Origin of the sequence: Nocardia sp. CA-290969, assembly GCF_050936135.1 — a bacterium.
Classification (GTDB): domain Bacteria; phylum Actinomycetota; class Actinomycetes; order Mycobacteriales; family Mycobacteriaceae; genus Nocardia.
The window spans coordinates 3,990,520-4,006,629 of record NZ_JBNJNJ010000001.1; the positions used below are offsets into that span (position 1 = coordinate 3,990,520).

Consider the following 16,110-nt stretch of genomic DNA (forward strand, 5'->3'; position numbering starts at 1 on the left):
GCCCGTATCCGCCGGGCGGCGCGGGGGCCGGTTCATCTACCGCGATTCATAACCCGGTCCGCCGCCGCCCAATGCGCGTCGGACACCCATAACTTCGCGAAGGCATCCACCGCTTCTTCCGGGCTCGCCCCGTCGATCACTCGCTTGATCTCACCCGCCGACGGATTCGCCAGCGCCCGGGCCAGCGACCGCCAGCCCGCTTCGAATTCCGCCCGGGGCAGTACCCGGTCGACCAGCCCGAGCCGTTCCGCGGTGGGCGCGGTGAGAATCTCCCCCGACCCCGCCAGCAGCAGCGCCCGGCTGCGCCCGACCAGCCGCGTGAGCCGTTCGGCACCGCCCCAGGCGGGCATGATGGCGAGCGCGACCTGATTGAAACCGATCTTGATATCGTCGGCCGCGATCCGGATATCCGCCGCCACGGCGACCTCCGCTCCGCCCCCCAGCGCATGCCCGTTGAGCGCGGCGATCACCGGCCCGGGGAAGCCGGCGAGCTTATCGCATACCTGCCGCATCCGGTTCGCCATCGCGGCCGCCTGCTCGTGGGTGCGCAGCGCCGCGAGTTCCTTGAGGTCGCCGCCGGAGACGAACGCCTTGTCGCCCGCGCCGGTGATCACCAGCGCCCGCGCGCCGGCCGCCCCGTCGATCGCGGAGTCCAGCTCGTCCATCGTGTCGAGCGCGATGGCATTGCGCGCGTGCGGGCGGTTGATGGTGACGACGGCCAGACCGTCCGCTACTTCGAGCTCGATCACGACTTGTTCTCCTCGACGGAAATATGATTCTCTTGACTAGAGAACCATATACTTTCCCGCTGGTTTCCGGCGCGCGGATCGGGAGTTCGATATATGCGCAAAGTTCCCCCCGAACTGGCCCTTCGCTATCGCGAGGCGGGCTGGTGGGCCGATGAGACACTCGGCGAACTGCTGGCCCGCAGCCTGGCCGAGGCACCGGAAGCGATCTTCACGGTGCATTCCCGGACCCGCCCGTACACCGGCACCTTCGCCGAGGTGGAACTGATCGCCCGGCGACTGGCGGCCGGGTTGCGCCGGCGCGGCGTGGGCCCCGGCGATATCGTCGCCTTCCAGCTCCCGAACTGGATGGAGGCGGCCGCCACCTACTGGGCGTCCGCGCTGCTGGGCACCACCGTCGTACCCATCGCGCATTTCTACGGCCGCAAAGAGCTCGGCTACATCCTGGGCGCGGTGGCGCCGAAGGCGTTCATCACCTGTGAGCGCTTCGGCTACAACGAATTCGACCCGCAACTGTGCGCCGCGGTCCCGGTGGTGGGTGTGGTCGGCCGGGATTTCGAGGAGTTGCTCGACCCCGAACCGCTGGCCGGCGTCCTGACCACCGATCCCGACAGCCCCGCCTGTATCGCATTCACCTCCGGCACCACCCGCGCACCCAAGGGCGTGGTGCACAGCCACAACACCCTGGGCTACGAGGTCCGGCAGCTGGCCGGCATGTACCCGCCCGATCGCGGCGATCAACTCACCTCGGCGCCGGTGGGCCATTTCATCGGCATGCTCAACGCCCTGCTCATCCCCGTTCTCGACGGCGCGCCGATCCACCTGCTCGATACCTGGGATCCGGGCTGGGTGCTCGAACTGATGGAAACCGAGAACATCTGCGTCGGCGGCGGGGTCAGCTATTTCGTCACCAGCCTGCTCGACCACCCCGACTACAAACCCGCCCACCTGGCGCAGCTGCGCTACGCCGGACTCGGCGGCGCGGCGGTCCCGGCCGCGGTGAGCAAGCGGCTGGAGAGCCTGGGCATCACCGTCTTCCGCTCCTACGGCAGCACCGAACATCCGTCGATCACCGGCTCACTGGCCACCGCACCCGCGGACAAGCGGATGTTCACCGACGGCAACGCACTGCCCGGGGTGGAATTCCGGCTGGCCGACGACGGCGAAATCATCAGCCGGGGCCCGGATCTGTGCCTCGGCTACACCGATCCCGACCTCACCGCCCGCGCCTTCGATTCCGAGGGCTGGTACCACACCGGCGATATCGGCGTCCTCGATGCCGACGGCTATCTGACCATCACCGACCGTAAATCCGACATCATCATCCGCGGCGGCGAGAACGTGAGCGCGCTGGAGGTCGAGGAGGTGCTGCTCACCCTGCCCGGCGTAGCGGAGGGGGTGGCCGTCGCCGTCCCCGACCCGCGGCTCGGTGAACGGACCGCCGCGGTCGTGCGGTGCCTGCCCAGCCATCCGGAACCGGACCTGGACGCCCTGCGTGCCCATTTCGAACGAGCCGGGCTCGCCAAGCAGAAATGGCCGGAAGAACTGCATATCGTCCCCGACTTCCCGCGGACTCCCAGCGGAAAGATCCAGAAGTTCGCCATCCGGCGGGATCTGGCCGCGGCACGCGAGGACGCCACCGCGACCGGCAACGAGGCCGTTGCGGCCGAACCACAATGAGAATACGATTCTCATAAATAGCCAAGGAGGATTCCATGAGCAAGGTCGATCTGCCCTACCAGCTCTTCGACGCGGACAACCACCTCTACGAGACCAAGGAAGCGCTCACCCGGCACCTGCCGGAGAAGTACAGCGGCGCGATCCAGTACGTCGAGATCAACGGCCGCACCAAGATCGCGGTCCTCGGTCAGATCAGCGAGTACATCCCCAACCCCACTTTCGAGGTCGTGGCCCGGCCGGGCGCGATGGAGGATTACTTCAAGCACGGCAACCCCGAGGGCAAGAGCCGGCGCGAGATCTTCGGCAAGTCGATGAAGGCGATCGACGCCTTCCGTAACCCGGAGGCACGCCTGCAGGTGATGGACGACCTGCAGTTGCAGCGCGCGCTCATGTTCCCGACCCTGGCCAGCCTGGTCGAGGAGCGGATGCGCCACCATCCCGAGCTGATCCACGCGGTGATCGAATCGCTGAACCGCTGGATGCTCGACGACTGGGGCCAGGACGGCAGCTTCGTCCACTCCGGCCGCATCTTCACCGTCCCGGTGATCACCCTGCCGATCGTCGAACGCGCGATCGACGAATTGAACTGGGCCGTCGTCGAACACGGCGCCAAGGCCATCCTGGTGCGCCCGGCCCCGGTGCCCGGCTACAAGGGCATGCGTTCGTTCGCACTGCCGGAGTTCGATCCGTTCTGGAAGCGGGTCCAGGAACTCGACGTACTGGTCACCATGCACTCCTCGGACAGCGGCTATTCGCGCTACGACGCCGAATGGGACGGTAGCGACAAGGAGATGCTCCCCTTCCAGACCAACACCTTCGCGATGACCAACCAGTGGCGCCCGGTCACCGACGCGGTCGCGTCCTGGGTGTGCCACGGTGCGATGTACCGCTTCCCCGATCTGAAGATCGCCGTGATCGAGAACGGTTCGGCCTGGCTGGAACCGCTGCTGCAGCAGCTGTCGGATGTCTACAAGAAGGCCCCGGAGGGCTTCGGCTTCCAGGATCCGGTCGAGGCCATCAAACGGAGCCTGTATGTCAGCCCGTTCTGGGAAGAGGATCTGGAACGCCTCTCGCAGGTGATGGGCGAAGACCATGTGCTCTTCGGCTCCGACTGGCCGCACCCGGAGGGCCTGTCCGAGCCGGCGCGCTACATCAACGAGATCAAGGATATGCCGCAGGAGAAGCAGGCCAAGATCATGGGCGGCAACCTCTCACGGTTGCTGAAGGTCTAGCGAGCCGACGGATGACCTGGGAAACCATTCCGCAGTTGGCCCTGTCCACCGCCGACCGCTTCGGTGACGCCGAAGCGGTGGTGGACGGGGACCTGCGGTTGACCTACACAGAACTCGCGGACCGGATCCGCCGGGCCGCGGGCTCCTTCGCCGACGCCGGGATCGGCAAGGGCGACCGGGCGGCCATCTGGGCGCCCAACTCCGCGGAATGGATCGTCGCCGCACTCGGACTGCTCACCGCGGGCGGCGTGCTGGTCCCGGTGAACACCCGGTTCAAGGCCGAGGAAGCCGCCGATGTGATCCGGCGCAGCGGCGCCAAGGCGCTGCTGGTGCAGAAGGGGTTCCTCGGCGGGGACTATCCGGCGCCGCCCGGCGTACCGGTCTTCGACCTGAAATCGGATTTCCTCGGCAGCGGGGCGCCGTTCGAACGCGAGGTGGCCGGCACCGATATCGCCGACATCATCTACACCTCGGGCACCACCGGGCGCCCCAAGGGCGTGATGATGAACCATCTGCAGACGCTGCGGCTCTACGCGGAATGGTGCGATCTGGCCGATCTCCGCGAGGGCGATCGCTACCTGATGGTGAATCCGTTCTTCCACACCTTCGGGTTGAAGGCAGGTATCGTCTCGTCGCTGATCCGCGGCGCCACCATGCTGCCGGTACCGGTTTTCGACGTCGGCAAGGTGCTCGAACTGGTGGAAACCGAACGGGTCACCATGCTGCCCGGCCCGCCGACGCTCTACCACTCCCTGCTCGAATACGACGGCACCCGCGATATTTCGTCCCTGCGGGCCGCGGTCACCGGGGCGGCCGATATCCCGGTCGACCTGATCCGGCGGGTCCGCGAGGAACTGCCGTTCCAGTCGATCATGACCGGCTACGGTCTCACCGAAGCCGGCACGGCCACCGCGTCGCGGCCCGGCGACACCTTCGAACAGATCGCCACCACCGCCGGCACTGCCTGCGACGGGATAGAACTGCGTATCGCCGACGACGGGGAAGTACTCATCCGCGGTTACAGCGTGATGCAGGGCTACCTCGACGACCCCGAGGGCACCGCCGCCGCCATCGACGCCGACGGCTGGCTGCACACCGGCGACCTGGGCAGTCTCGACGAAGGCGGCCGGTTGAAGGTGATCGGGCGCAAGAAGGATATGTACATCGTCGGTGGGTTCAACGCCTACCCGGCCGAGATCGAAGGGTTCCTGCTGGAACATCCGGCGGTCTCCCAGGTCGCGGTGATCGGGGTGCCCGACGAACGGCTCGGTCAGGTCGGCAAGGCGTTCGTGGTGGCCCGCGGCGAGGTCGGCGCGGACGAACTGATCGCGTGGAGCAAGGAACGCATGGCCGGGTACAAGGTGCCGCGCTCGGTGGTGTTCCTCGACGAACTGCCGCTCAACGCCACCGGGAAAGTGCAGAAGGATCAGCTGCGCTGACCATCGGCTGCGCTGATCGGGCGGCTGTCCGACCGCCCGGACAGCGCGGCTGGTAGAAAGCAGAAATGAGCGGCCGCACCGTCAGCACCGAACCCACCGCCGGAGACGGCGCGCGGTTCACGTCCGCGGCCGAGTTCGAGGTAGCGCTGGAACTCGAACTCTCCCCGGCGGGGGTTCCGGCACGCCCACTGATCCTGCTGGATCTCGACGGTCTGCGCGAATCCGAGCCGGCCGAGATCACGCGGTTCGCGCAACGCTGCCGGGAATCCGTGGCACCGGTCGTCGGCGTGCTGGGTGGCGCACCGGAGCCGCGCCTGCGCGACCTCGTGCGCGCGCTGACATTCACCCTCACCCGGGCCGAATATGCCGAATGGCCTGAGCTCGTCGTGGTCGGCGATCTCGATACCGCCGTCGGCCACGTCTGGGCAGCGGTGCAACACAATCCCCAGGCCGCGATCGCCTGCGCACGTCTGCTTCGGCAGACCCCCGGGCTCGATACCACCGACGGTCTCGCTGCCGAGGCGGCGGTGTTCTCGATGCTGCTGGCCGGCCGGGAATTCCGGCGCTGGCTCGACGACCGCGGCACCGCCCGCCCGGTCGCCCCGCCGCCGGGCGACCTCGTCCGCGCGCACCGCGACGGCACCCGGTACTCGGTCGTACTCGACCATCCCCGGCGCCGCAACGCCCTGAGCTTCCGGCTCCGCGAAGACCTCCTCGCGGCGCTGCTGCCCGCCCAACTCGATCCCACAATCACCGAAGTGGAACTCTCCGGCGCGGGGCCGTCGTTCTGCAGCGGCGGCGACCTCGCCGAATTCGGCACCTCCGACGATCCGGTGGCCGCCTACCTCGCCCGGCTCGATCGCGCGCCGTGGCGGGTGATGGACCGCATCGCCGACCGGCTCACCGTCCGCATGCACGGCGGCTGTATCGGCGCCGGCGCCGAGATGGCCGCATTCGGCGGCACCGTCGTCGCCGCCCCCTCCACATTCATCGCCTTCCCCGAGGTCGCGATGGGACTGATCCCGGGCGCCGGTGGCACGGTGAGCGTCACCCGGCGCATCGGCCGCTGGCGGGCGGCCTGGCTCATGCTCACCGGCAGCCGCATCGACGCCGAGACCACGCTGCGCTGGGGCCTGGTGGACCGGATCGCCGGAGCAGCGCAATGAGCGAATCCTCCACTGCCGGTACGCCGTCCGCGCCATCGGCAACCCGTCCGGACGAACGGTTCACCCACGGACAGCCGGATCTCACCGCCGGTGGGAGGCCCCGCGACCGGTACCTGCACACCAGGGACGCCGTACTGGAATCATGCCCGGCGGACGGCTGCCGAACGGCCGACCGCGCCGCCTCAGCCACTGTCGATCGGCCCTCGCCCGGCGGCGCCGCATCCGCCGGCGAGGAGGCAGGCGAGGAGCCCGCGCGATACGGCCCCGGCAGGTGCCCGGGTGCTGCGGCGACAACCCGTGCCGAATGGGTTCCCGCCCGGTGGCGCCCTGGACTGAAGGTACCGGTCACCGCGACCGGTGTCGTTCGGGATTGGCTCCGCGGACTCGACGGCTTTCCGGCGAATTCCCCGGCTGCGCCGGACGCGCGGTGCCCGGCGTTGGCCTGGGCCGCGTCCGGTGCCATGGACCTCACAGGTGCCGCCGACGGACCGCCCGATGTCTCCCCCGCCCGCACCTACGCATTGCTCGGGACGGTGCTGCACACATTGGAAGGCCTGACCGCATGCCAGGGCCGTCGCGTCGCGCTCGATCCCGCGACTGTCCTCGGTCTGCGCGCCGCGTGGTCGGGCTATCAGCGGGCCGGACGCCGGTCGGCCGGTGGCGCCACCCGGCTACTTCGGGCAGCGGACGGATGGTGCGCGGTCACGCTGTCCCGGCCCGACGATATCGCCTCGGTCCCCGCCATCGTCGGCGACGACCGGCCCGGCGATCCGTGGGACGTACTGGCCCACGCGACACAGTCGATGACGGCCGCTGATCTGGCCGACCGCGCGCAGCTCCTGGGCGTCCCCGGTGCGGCCCTGCCGGTCGATCCAGCCCGCACACCCATACCTTGGCGGGTAACGCGAATCGCGGATCCCACACCCCCAACCGGGCTGACCGGCAAACTCGTCGTGGACCTGACCTCGATGTGGGCCGGCCCGCTGACCGCCCGGATCCTCGGCTCGGCCGGAGCCGAGGTGGTGAAGGTCGAAAGCCCGCACCGCCCCGACGGCGCCCGCGCCGATGCGCGTTTCTTCGATTGGTTGCACGACGGCCACGAATTCCGGACCGTGGATTTCCGGTCCACCGCCGGGCGCAGCGAACTGGCCGGACTCCTGGACCGGGCCGATATCGTGCTAGAGGCGTCCCGGCCGCGGGCGCTGGCGCAATACGGTCTCGGCCCGGAACAGCGCACGCACCGTCCTGGGAAGGTGTGGCTGAGCATTACCGGATATGGGCGCACCGAGCCGATGCGGGTGGCGTTCGGTGACGATGCGGCGGTGGCCGGCGGGTTGGTCGGCTGGGCCGGTGGCGGCCCGGTGTTCTGCGCGGATGCCGTCGCCGACCCACTCTCCGGTGTCTGCGGCGCCCTCGCGGTGACGGCCGCCGTCGCGGCGGGTGGGGGCGTCCTACTCGACCTGTCGATGCGCGATACTGCCGCGGCATTCGCCGCTGCTCCCCCGCTCGACCACGGACCGCATCCGGTCACGCGGACCCACACCGGCTGGGTTGTGCACTGCGCGAATACCGGAGACCGGCAGCCCGTACTCCCACCCCGGGCCTCGGATAGCCCCGGCGTACTCGGCAAAAACCCCTTCTCCGCCGAGGGCACAGATCACAGCGCCGGCGCGAACGCCGGCCTCGTGCCTCCCGGCGGCCCAGGCTCCACCGGCGCCGCTGGTCCATCCGAAAGCTCGCACACCTGTGCGGGCGAGCGTTCCCTCGACACAACTCCCGGGGCGTGTTCTCGCCCGGCCGGCGACTCGAGCGGCGACGCCGGTGGTTCCTCCGGTGCGGCGGGCGCGGCGCCGTGCTGATCCGCAACGCCACGGTTTTCGGCAGCGCCCACACCGATGTGCGGTGGCGCAGCGAGCGGATCACCGAGTGCGGGACCGGTTTGCGGCCGCTACCCGGCGAGGACGATATCGATGCCCGCGGCGGCTGGTTGCTACCCGGTTTCCACGATCACCACATCCATCTACGGGCGCTGGCGGCGCAACGGGATTCGGTACGGGCTGGGCCACCGCATGTGCATACCGCCGCCGATTTCGCCGCGTCCCTGCGCCGGGCCGATACCGGCCTGCCGCCGGAGCGCTGGCTGCGCGCCGTGGGATACCACGAGTCGGTGGCGGGCGCGCTGGATCGTTCGGTACTCGATCGCCTGGTGCCCGACCGACCGGTCCGGGTTCAGCACCGCACAGGCGCCCTCTGGGTACTGAATTCGGCGGCCTGCCGGGCCGTCGCTCTCGCGGACTGCCCGCTCGACGGCATCGAACGCGATGGCACCGGCCGCCCGACCGGGCGGCTCTGGCGGATGGATTCCTGGCTCGGAAACCGTGTGCCCGCGACGGTTTCCGATCTCGGTGCGATCAGCGCGGCGGCGGCCGAGGCCGGGATCACCGGATACACCGACGCCACTCCGAATCTCACCGAACCCGATATCGACGATTTCGCGCAACTGGTCGCGAATTCCACGATCCGCCAGCGCTTGCGGTGTATGGCCCCACCCGGGATCACGCCGCCCGCTGTCGGCCGATTCACTGTGGGCGCCACCAAATTCCTGCTCGACGACACCACATTGCCCGATCTGGGCGACTTCGCCGACCGGATTCGTGCGACACATGCCGAGGGCCGCCCGGTGGCGGTGCACTGTGTGACCCGGGTGCAACTGGCGCTCACGATGGCCGCCCTCGATACCGCCGGGGTCGTGCCCGGGGATCGGATCGAACACGGCGCCCTGATCTCACCCGACATCATGGCCTGGTTGCGCGACCGCGGGGTGACCGTGGTGACGCAGCCTCATTTCCCGGTCGAGCGGGCCACGCAATACGCCGAGGAGATCGCGGCCGAGGACCGGCCGGATCTGTGGCGGCTGGGGTCGCTGCGGGCCGCGGGGGTGCCGCTCGCGGCCGGAACCGATGCACCCTTCGGTGATCCCGATCCCTGGCGGGTCGTGCGCGCGGCAATCGGCCCCCGGCCCGGATCCGCCGGCACCGAAGAACTCACGCTGGTCCAGGCGATATCACTGTTCCTCGGCCGCGCCGGTCAACCCGCGATTTCCCGCACAGTATCGCCGGGGTCGGCCGCCGACCTCGTACTACTGCGGTTTCCGCCGGCCGAGATCGACGTCCCGGACCGCTCACTCGTAACCGCCACGATCGTCGCGGGCGAACCGGTTCACTACGCGCCGGACACATAACCGGAGCACGTCACCTTCACCGTCGAACGGCCCGGAACACGCGCGTGCGCCGGGCTCGGCCTGCGGTCCGGAACCTCGGGTTCGCGAGCGCGTCCGCCGGGCGACAGCGGCAAATCCGGAACCTTCGATCTTCTCGACCGGGAGGCCGGGAAAGGTGTATCGTCAACCGAAAAGAGAGCGCGATTCTCATTTACAGAGATCTTCGATCTCATTCGGTCCGGGTGCGCCCGGCGTCGACCATGAACAGCGAGGAGTCCGGTGAATATCGACGACATGATTCTGGTGAGCATCGACGACCACGTGGTCGAACCGCGCGATATGTTCGACAACCACGTGCCGAAGAAATACGCCGAGTACGTACCCAAGGTCGTCGTCGACGAGAACGGCATCGATCGCTGGATCTACCGGGACCGGCCCACCGGTGTCACCGGCCTCAACGCGGTCGTCTCCTGGCCGCCCGAGGAATGGGGCTACGATCCCGCCGGCTACGCCGAGATGCGCCCGGCCGTCTACGACATCCACGACCGGGTCCGCGATATGGACGCCAACGGCGTCCTCGGCTCCATGTGTTTCCCCACCTTCACCGGTTTCAGCGCCGGGCATCTGAGCCGCGGCGGAATGGACGAGATCACCGTCGCCATGATCTCCGCCTACAACGACTGGCATATCGAGGAGTGGGCGGGCGCCTACCCCGGCCGGTTCATCCCGATCGGCATCCTGCCGCTGTGGGAGCCGCAGCTGGCCGTGAACGAGATCAACCGTCTCGCCGCCAAGGGCTGCCGTTCGGTGACCATGCCGGAGCTGCCGCATATCGACGGCCTGCCCAGCTACCACGATATGGACTATTGGGGCCCGGTGTTCCAGGCGCTCTGCGACAACGACACCGTGATGAACCTGCATATCGGGCAGGGCTTCGGCGTACTCAAACTGGCACCGGACGCCCCGATCGACAATCTCATGGTCCTCGCGCCCAGCATTTCCCTGATCGGCGTCCAGGATCTGCTGTGGGGTCCGGCCTTCCGCACCTACCCGAAGCTGAAGGTCGCGATGTCCGAGGGCGGCGTCGGGTGGATTCCGTTCTTCCTGGACCGCTCCGACCGGCACTACACCAACCAGCGCTGGCTGCGCCGCGATTTCGGCGGCAAAATGCCGAGCCAGGTGTTCCGGGAGCATGTCATGGCCTGCTACGTCACCGACCCGACCTCGCTGAAACTCCGCCACGAGATCGGTATCGACAACATCGCCTGGGAATGCGATTACCCGCATTCGGATTCGCTGTGGCCGGGCGCCCCGGAGTTCGTGCTGAGCGAACTCGAAGGGGCCGGCGCCGACGACTCCGATATCGACAAGATCACCTGGCAGAACGCCTGCCGCTGGCTGAACTGGGATCCCTTCGCCCACCAGACCCGCGAAGAGGCCACGGTCGGCGCGTTGCGCGCCAAGGCCGCCGATGTGGACCTGTCCACCACCACCCGCCAGGAGTACGCGGACCGCTACGCCGCCAAGCACGCGAGCTGATCAGCGCGCGCGAGGGGGCAACCCTCATCCGCCCTCTCGCATTCGCCGATCCCCGCCCCCGGGCTCCAGAAGAGCCCGGGGGCGGTGGCGTATCCGGCCGGGCGGTGTGAACCTGTCGGACCGGCTCGATAATCTGCCGGGATGGTCAAACCCGATCCGGCGCTACGCCGCCTGCTGCGCGAAACGCAGAAGTTGCTGGAGCCGTACGGTTTCGACGGGAGTGATCCCCGATGGGTGCGAGTCGAGCCGGGTGGGGTCGCGGCGGTCGGGCGTACCCGGGCCACTCGCACCTGGGCCGACGGACAACAGGTGCTCCGATTCGATCTGTTTCTGAGCGCGACCCCGGCCGCCTGGTGGGATTTCGGCAACTGGCGCAATGCCCGGCTGGGCCTGCCGCCGATCCCGGCGGAGGAGGCCACCGGCCCCGACCTGCTCCCCACGCACGGCCTGGCGGGCGAGCCGTGGTGCCTGCGCTCCGGCCCGGACGGGCACGTCCCGCCGGCGGATCTCGACGCCGTCCGCGCGGAACTCCCCCGGCGGATCCACGCCTACGCACGCCGCGCGCTCCAACTCGTGGAACCCGACCGCTACCTCGACGAACTCGTCGCGCAAGCCGATCCACACATCGGCACCTGGGAGACGATCGTCGTCCTGCTCGCCGGCCGCGGCCCCGGACCGGAACTCGATGATGCCGTCCGGCAACTCCGGGCATGTTCCGCCGGCCGCGAACCGTCGGCCTACACCGAGGACGTCATCGCCTACGCGCACACCCGAGCCGCCCTCGTCTGAGCCGGGCGGTACCCGAACCGGTGACACCGCGACCCGCCCCCGCGCGGCGGACGGCGTGGATGCGTCGCGGTCCGCGAGCCCCTTCCATACACCGTAAGAACCGGTTACGGTGACTGCGAGCAACAAGACGAGAGGGAACCCGAATGTCGGTCGGCGCCACAGTGAACAGGCATATCCAGGAACTCGGCGGCGGGTTCATGTTCTCCCGGGAGGCACGCACCTACGCCGCCGAAACCGGTATCGACGAATTCTTCGGCCCCTACACCCGCGGCCGCGGCGGGGTGCTCGGCGAGGTGGACGCCGATGTGGTCACCGCGGCGTTCGGGTTCTTCCCCGGGCACTCCGTTCGCACGGCATGGGAATCGGTGCCGATGCCCGCCGAGAAAGCCGCGCAACGCTACGCACAGGCCTGCCAGGAGTTCGGCCGCCGCAAACTCGGTGCGTTCGAGGAAGCGCCGCGGCTCGCGGAGCTGCTGGAAGCGGTGGCCGCGGCGGCCGATCCCGCCGGGGTGCCGCTGTTCGCGGGCTGGCGGGCGATGCCGCTGCCCGCCGATCCGGGCGCCCGGGTCATGCAACTCGCCCACGTGCTGCGCGAACTACGCGGCGGACTGCACCTGCTGGCCGTCCGCGCCTCCGGCATCACCCCGCTGCAGGCCGTATTGATCTCCGGCTCCCCGCTCAACGACGGCCCCGGGCAGGCCCGCTGGTACGGCTGGCCCGAGCCGTTCGAGGAGATCACCGACGAGGTCCGCGCCGCCTGGAAACAGGCCGAGGCGGTGACCGACCAACTCATCGCCCCGGCCTTCGCGGTCCTCGACGACGCCGCGGCCGCCGATCTCGTCAGGCTGGTCGCCGCCGCCCACGCCGCGACCTTCGCCCGCTGAACCACCAGCAGCGACCGACTCCGAACCCTGGCCACGATGCGCCGGCCGGCCCGCCGGACATATCCCGAGCCCGGGCAAACCGCACGACGGGCTGGTCAGGCGCATGAGTTCCCGGCATGCGGCAGTGGGTTCGACCACGACAATGGTCGTGCCGCACACGCCCGCGTCCCGGTACACCCGGCCGCCTTTACTCCCACGCGCGCAGCCCCACTCGACGGCCGCGCGCAAGGACGGGCATGTGGGGTCGCCGCCGGGCGATTCGCGTAGCGAACGAGGGACTGCCGGGAACTATCCGCGATCCGCGTTCGCCGGCCGCTCGACCGACACTTCGTCCCGGCCCGAACTTCGGATGACGGCACCGTCATGGATGTGCAGGACCGCATCGGCCGCTTGTACCGTCGCGCCGTCGAGCGGAAAGTAGCCGTGGGCGGATGTGTGGTCGGTTCGCCGAGCAGCGGCAGGAAGCTCGCCGGGCCCGATGAAATCCCGGGCGGCGATCCTGCTTTGCAGGAAACTTTCGTAGGTGCCGGCCGCGGGTTCCGGCAGGCCGATGGTTTCGTCCCGGCCCAGACTGCCGATGACGACCGAGTACCGCGAACCCACCATCGACCCGATGATCGCACCCGCGCTGTACCAGTCGAGGTTCATCTCGCCCATCCGCATATGACTCCGGTTGCGCTGCAGGTGCAGGTTGTGGGCGAACACCAGCGTCGCGCCGCGCCCGGCCTCGATACGCCGGATATCGAGAAGGTTCTGGGCCATCAGCACATCGCGGGTGGCGCACATGCGGGTCCACCGCGCCTCCTGTTCGGCCTGCGACGCCGCCTGCTTGTGGTAGGTCAGCAGACCCAGACCGGCTCGGAGGTGAGTTTCGGCCCGGAACCAGTCGGCGCGCGAGGTTTTCGCCATCAGCTCCGGCGCCCGGGTGTGGAGGTCGATGTCCATCTCGTCGGCGTACCCACGCAGAGCTGCTGCCTCGGTGGTCGCGCCGGGCGATTCGGCCGGGTCCAGCACCGCCTCGGTGCGGTGCCAGCGGTCGTCCGCGCCGGCAAGTGCGGCCAGGTCGTAGTCGAGGCCCAGGTAGTCGCGTACGTATTCGAGGTAGCGGCGCGGGCTGGGCACATTCATGGTCTCGAGGGATGCGTCGAATCCGTGGAATGCCAGCCGCTCCTCCGCGGGGCGGTGCTCGTTGTATTCCCGCATCCACGCGACCAACTGCCGGTTCGCGTCCAGCTCCCCGAAGCCGTGCGAGAAGCCTTCCGCCATCGCGCTTTCGAGCGTGCCGGCACCGTGCCGGACGTACTCGTCGACGGCCAGTGCGGCCACGCGATCGGTTTCGAGGGCGATGGACCGGAAGCGGCCGGCCAGTTCGGCGAACAGGTCGTTGCGGGTCCAGGCGAAGGCAGGTTCCAGGTGGGTCGGTTCCCCGAAACCCAGCAGTTCGGCGGTGCCGAGTCCGAGGGTCCGTGTATCGAAGGTCATTTCTTGAATCGTATCTTTGAAACCTCGGTTGATACTTTTCGGAGAGATACACCAGTTCGATCAGTAGGAGTTTCAAACCGATGCACGCCCTCCGCCCGGCCGACCTCGCCCGCGAGCACGGCCTCTCCACCCAGGCCGTCCGGAACTACGAACGCGACGGATTCCTCCCCGCCGCCGATCGCACCGCCAGCGGCTACCGCATCTACACCGAAGCCCACGCCGCCGCCCTGCGCGCCTACCTGTCCCTCGTCGCCGCGTACGACCACGCCCTCGCCAGCCACATCATGACCGAACTGCACGCGGGCGAACTCGACCACGCCCTCGAACTCATCGACCGCGGCCACCAGCAGCTACTCCGCGACCGCGAAACCCTCGACGCGGTACGCAAAGCGATCGGTCACCTCACCACCGAGTCTCCCACCACCACGACCGGCGCACCGACCCCCGCCGCCCGTACCGTGGGCGAACTCGCCCACCACCTCCGCGTCACCCCCGCGACCCTGCGCAAATGGGAAACCGCCGGCATCCTCACCCCCGTCCGCGACCCCGCCACCGGCTACCGCATCTACCGCTCCCCCGATATCCGCGACGCCGAACTGGCCCACCTACTCCGCCGCGGCGGCTACCCGCTGTCCCATATCGCCACCGTGGTCGAACAGATCCGCACAGCCGGCGGCACCCAAGCACTGGCCGCCGCCCTCGACGGCTGGCAGCACAAGCTCACCGCACGGGGCGTCGCGATGCTCAAAGCAGCCGGTCTACTCGGTCGTTACCTGCCCCTTCTCCCCGACGCGGCCGCACCGCCCACACCTCATCCGGAACCCTGCCCTCAGGAGGCCGTGCATCCGGCCGGGAGCCGTGGCACCGGGCGGCACGCGTCGGCGATGGTCGAATGACCGAGGACGTACCCATTTTCTCACCGCGACACCACTGCTCGGTGGGCGCCGTTCCTCTGCGGTCGGCCTCCACAGCCGGCGGCGCGGAGTTCAGAAGCCTCCGCCGCAGCCGTGGCCGCCGCTTCCACTGTCGATTCCGAAGCCGGTATGTGCGGTGGTGTGCCGGTTCGCGGACCGCGGACTCGGGATATGCCGCGAATCAGCCCATCGGCTCGCGGTGACTGCCCGCCACCAGAACTCGAAAGTTACGCCGGTTTCCCGTTCGATTTCCCGGCGGTCGTTGTCATCCCAGCCCACGGTATAGCCGCCCGCGCGACCGTAGGTTTCCTGCAGCTTCTCCGCCAACGCGCGAGTACTCAGCGACGAATCGTCCGCGTGAAAAACGTGGACCACCCGTTCCTGCTCGTCGATGCGGTAACTCCACCGGGCTGCTGCCGACACCGCCCGGATCCGTTCGAGTTCCCGGGCACTCCGCTCGGCACTTTCCCGAGCCGCCGCACGCCGGCGTGCTTCCCGCTCCTGCAGCCGCGCCGCGATCGCCTCTCGGACGGGCCGGTATTCCTCGTCGAGGTACCGCACCCGCTCTCGGAATTCGACGAACGACCGCCGCAATCCGCGGTAGTTCAACCGGCGCCCCGCCGCTCGCCACCCGATTACCCGCTGTACCGAGACCCAGCCATTCGCTTCGGCGATATGCAGTCCATGATCCCGAAGAAGCCGCGCCGCGGCCTCACCGAGCCCCCGGCGCGCTCGCACCTCCGCCCTCGACCAGAGGGCCACCTCACCCGCGGTCGCCTCGATCACGACAGGCGCGTGACAATCGCGAGAGCCGGCCCACAGTTCCGCTTCGGCAACCTGCCACGGCTCGTCCGGCGGATAACCCCACGCCTGCCCGGCATCCAGTCTGTACAGTTCGAAATTCACCGGGCGCACGTCGAAGCCCACACGCCACTTCCTTCTGGCGAGAACGGTGCCGAACTGAAAACCGTACCGGTGCGATGTCACCTCGACCACAGTGACTCTCCCTCCGCGGGGCG

At 69.0% G+C, this 16,110-nt stretch carries 13 protein-coding genes; 10 read left to right on the top strand and 3 right to left on the bottom strand.

Features of this window, described 5'->3' with window-relative positions; translation table 11 throughout:
• Positions 1-32 precede the first annotated feature (32 nt).
• The gene (locus ACQEVO_RS17970; protein WP_432914685.1) at positions 33-749 is read right to left on the bottom strand and encodes an enoyl-CoA hydratase/isomerase family protein; all 717 of its coding nucleotides are present in this window, start codon (positions 747-749) and stop codon (positions 33-35) included.
• Positions 750-842: 93 nt separating this feature from the next.
• Here ACQEVO_RS17970 and ACQEVO_RS17975 point away from each other — a divergent pair, with 93 nt between their 5' ends.
• The 9 genes from ACQEVO_RS17975 to ACQEVO_RS18015 all read left to right on the top strand — a co-directional run bounded on the left by ACQEVO_RS17975 (position 843) and on the right by ACQEVO_RS18015 (position 12,695).
• Complete coding sequence (locus tag ACQEVO_RS17975) at positions 843-2,426, top strand: AMP-binding protein (protein ID WP_432914688.1); 1,584 nt, start codon at positions 843-845, stop codon at positions 2,424-2,426.
• Positions 2,427-2,461: 35 nt separating this feature from the next.
• Positions 2,462-3,658, top strand: coding sequence for an amidohydrolase family protein (locus ACQEVO_RS17980; protein ID WP_432914690.1), 1,197 nt, complete (start codon positions 2,462-2,464; stop codon positions 3,656-3,658).
• A gap of 11 nt (positions 3,659-3,669) precedes the next feature.
• The gene (locus tag ACQEVO_RS17985) at positions 3,670-5,097 is read left to right on the top strand and encodes a FadD3 family acyl-CoA ligase (RefSeq protein WP_432914692.1); all 1,428 of its coding nucleotides are present in this window, start codon (positions 3,670-3,672) and stop codon (positions 5,095-5,097) included.
• Positions 5,098-5,162: 65 nt separating this feature from the next.
• On the top strand, positions 5,163-6,263 hold the full coding sequence (locus tag ACQEVO_RS17990) for an enoyl-CoA hydratase-related protein (protein ID WP_432914695.1): 1,101 nt from the start codon (positions 5,163-5,165) through the stop codon (positions 6,261-6,263).
• Positions 6,264-6,724: 461 nt separating this feature from the next.
• Positions 6,725-8,122, top strand: coding sequence for a CoA transferase (locus ACQEVO_RS17995; RefSeq protein WP_432914698.1), 1,398 nt, complete (start codon positions 6,725-6,727; stop codon positions 8,120-8,122).
• Positions 8,116-9,504: an amidohydrolase family protein gene (locus ACQEVO_RS18000; RefSeq protein WP_432914701.1), complete on the top strand. Its 1,389-nt coding sequence runs from the start codon at positions 8,116-8,118 to the stop codon at positions 9,502-9,504. The genes ACQEVO_RS17995 and ACQEVO_RS18000 overlap by 7 nt, the downstream gene beginning before the upstream one ends.
• A gap of 258 nt (positions 9,505-9,762) precedes the next feature.
• Positions 9,763-11,022: an amidohydrolase family protein gene (locus ACQEVO_RS18005; protein ID WP_432914704.1), complete on the top strand. Its 1,260-nt coding sequence runs from the start codon at positions 9,763-9,765 to the stop codon at positions 11,020-11,022.
• A gap of 141 nt (positions 11,023-11,163) precedes the next feature.
• Positions 11,164-11,811: a hypothetical protein gene (locus ACQEVO_RS18010; protein WP_432914707.1), complete on the top strand. Its 648-nt coding sequence runs from the start codon at positions 11,164-11,166 to the stop codon at positions 11,809-11,811.
• Between the two features lie 143 nt (positions 11,812-11,954).
• Complete coding sequence (locus ACQEVO_RS18015) at positions 11,955-12,695, top strand: SCO6745 family protein (protein WP_432914710.1); 741 nt, start codon at positions 11,955-11,957, stop codon at positions 12,693-12,695.
• Between the two features lie 288 nt (positions 12,696-12,983).
• Here ACQEVO_RS18015 and ACQEVO_RS18020 read toward each other — a convergent pair whose 3' ends face one another.
• Positions 12,984-14,177, bottom strand: a complete 1,194-nt coding sequence (locus ACQEVO_RS18020; protein ID WP_432914713.1) for an erythromycin esterase family protein — start codon at positions 14,175-14,177, stop codon at positions 12,984-12,986.
• Positions 14,178-14,257: 80 nt separating this feature from the next.
• Between ACQEVO_RS18020 and ACQEVO_RS18025 the strand changes: the two genes are divergently transcribed.
• Positions 14,258-15,073, top strand: coding sequence for a TioE family transcriptional regulator (locus ACQEVO_RS18025; protein ID WP_432914716.1), 816 nt, complete (start codon positions 14,258-14,260; stop codon positions 15,071-15,073).
• Between the two features lie 90 nt (positions 15,074-15,163).
• On the opposite strand, the gene ACQEVO_RS18030 is transcribed toward ACQEVO_RS18025, so the two are convergent.
• Complete coding sequence (locus ACQEVO_RS18030) at positions 15,164-16,018, bottom strand: hypothetical protein (RefSeq protein ID WP_432914719.1); 855 nt, start codon at positions 16,016-16,018, stop codon at positions 15,164-15,166.
• Between the last annotated feature and the right edge of the window lie 92 nt (positions 16,019-16,110).

What these genes read in the sequence shown, in the direction of transcription:
- ACQEVO_RS18015 (WP_432914710.1), top strand. Translation starts at nt 11,955, where the DNA reads ATGTCGGTCGGCGCCACAGTGAACAGGCATATCCAGGAACTCGGCGGC.
- ACQEVO_RS17975 (WP_432914688.1), top strand. Translation starts at nt 843, where the DNA reads ATGCGCAAAGTTCCCCCCGAACTGGCCCTTCGCTATCGCGAGGCGGGC.
- ACQEVO_RS18010 (WP_432914707.1), top strand. Translation starts at nt 11,164, where the DNA reads ATGGTCAAACCCGATCCGGCGCTACGCCGCCTGCTGCGCGAAACGCAG.
- ACQEVO_RS18020 (WP_432914713.1), bottom strand. Translation starts at nt 14,177, where the DNA reads ATGACCTTCGATACACGGACCCTCGGACTCGGCACCGCCGAACTGCTG.
- ACQEVO_RS17995 (WP_432914698.1), top strand. Translation starts at nt 6,725, where the DNA reads ATGGACCTCACAGGTGCCGCCGACGGACCGCCCGATGTCTCCCCCGCC.
- ACQEVO_RS17990 (WP_432914695.1), top strand. Translation starts at nt 5,163, where the DNA reads ATGAGCGGCCGCACCGTCAGCACCGAACCCACCGCCGGAGACGGCGCG.
- ACQEVO_RS17980 (WP_432914690.1), top strand. Translation starts at nt 2,462, where the DNA reads ATGAGCAAGGTCGATCTGCCCTACCAGCTCTTCGACGCGGACAACCAC.
- ACQEVO_RS17985 (WP_432914692.1), top strand. Translation starts at nt 3,670, where the DNA reads ATGACCTGGGAAACCATTCCGCAGTTGGCCCTGTCCACCGCCGACCGC.
- ACQEVO_RS18025 (WP_432914716.1), top strand. Translation starts at nt 14,258, where the DNA reads ATGCACGCCCTCCGCCCGGCCGACCTCGCCCGCGAGCACGGCCTCTCC.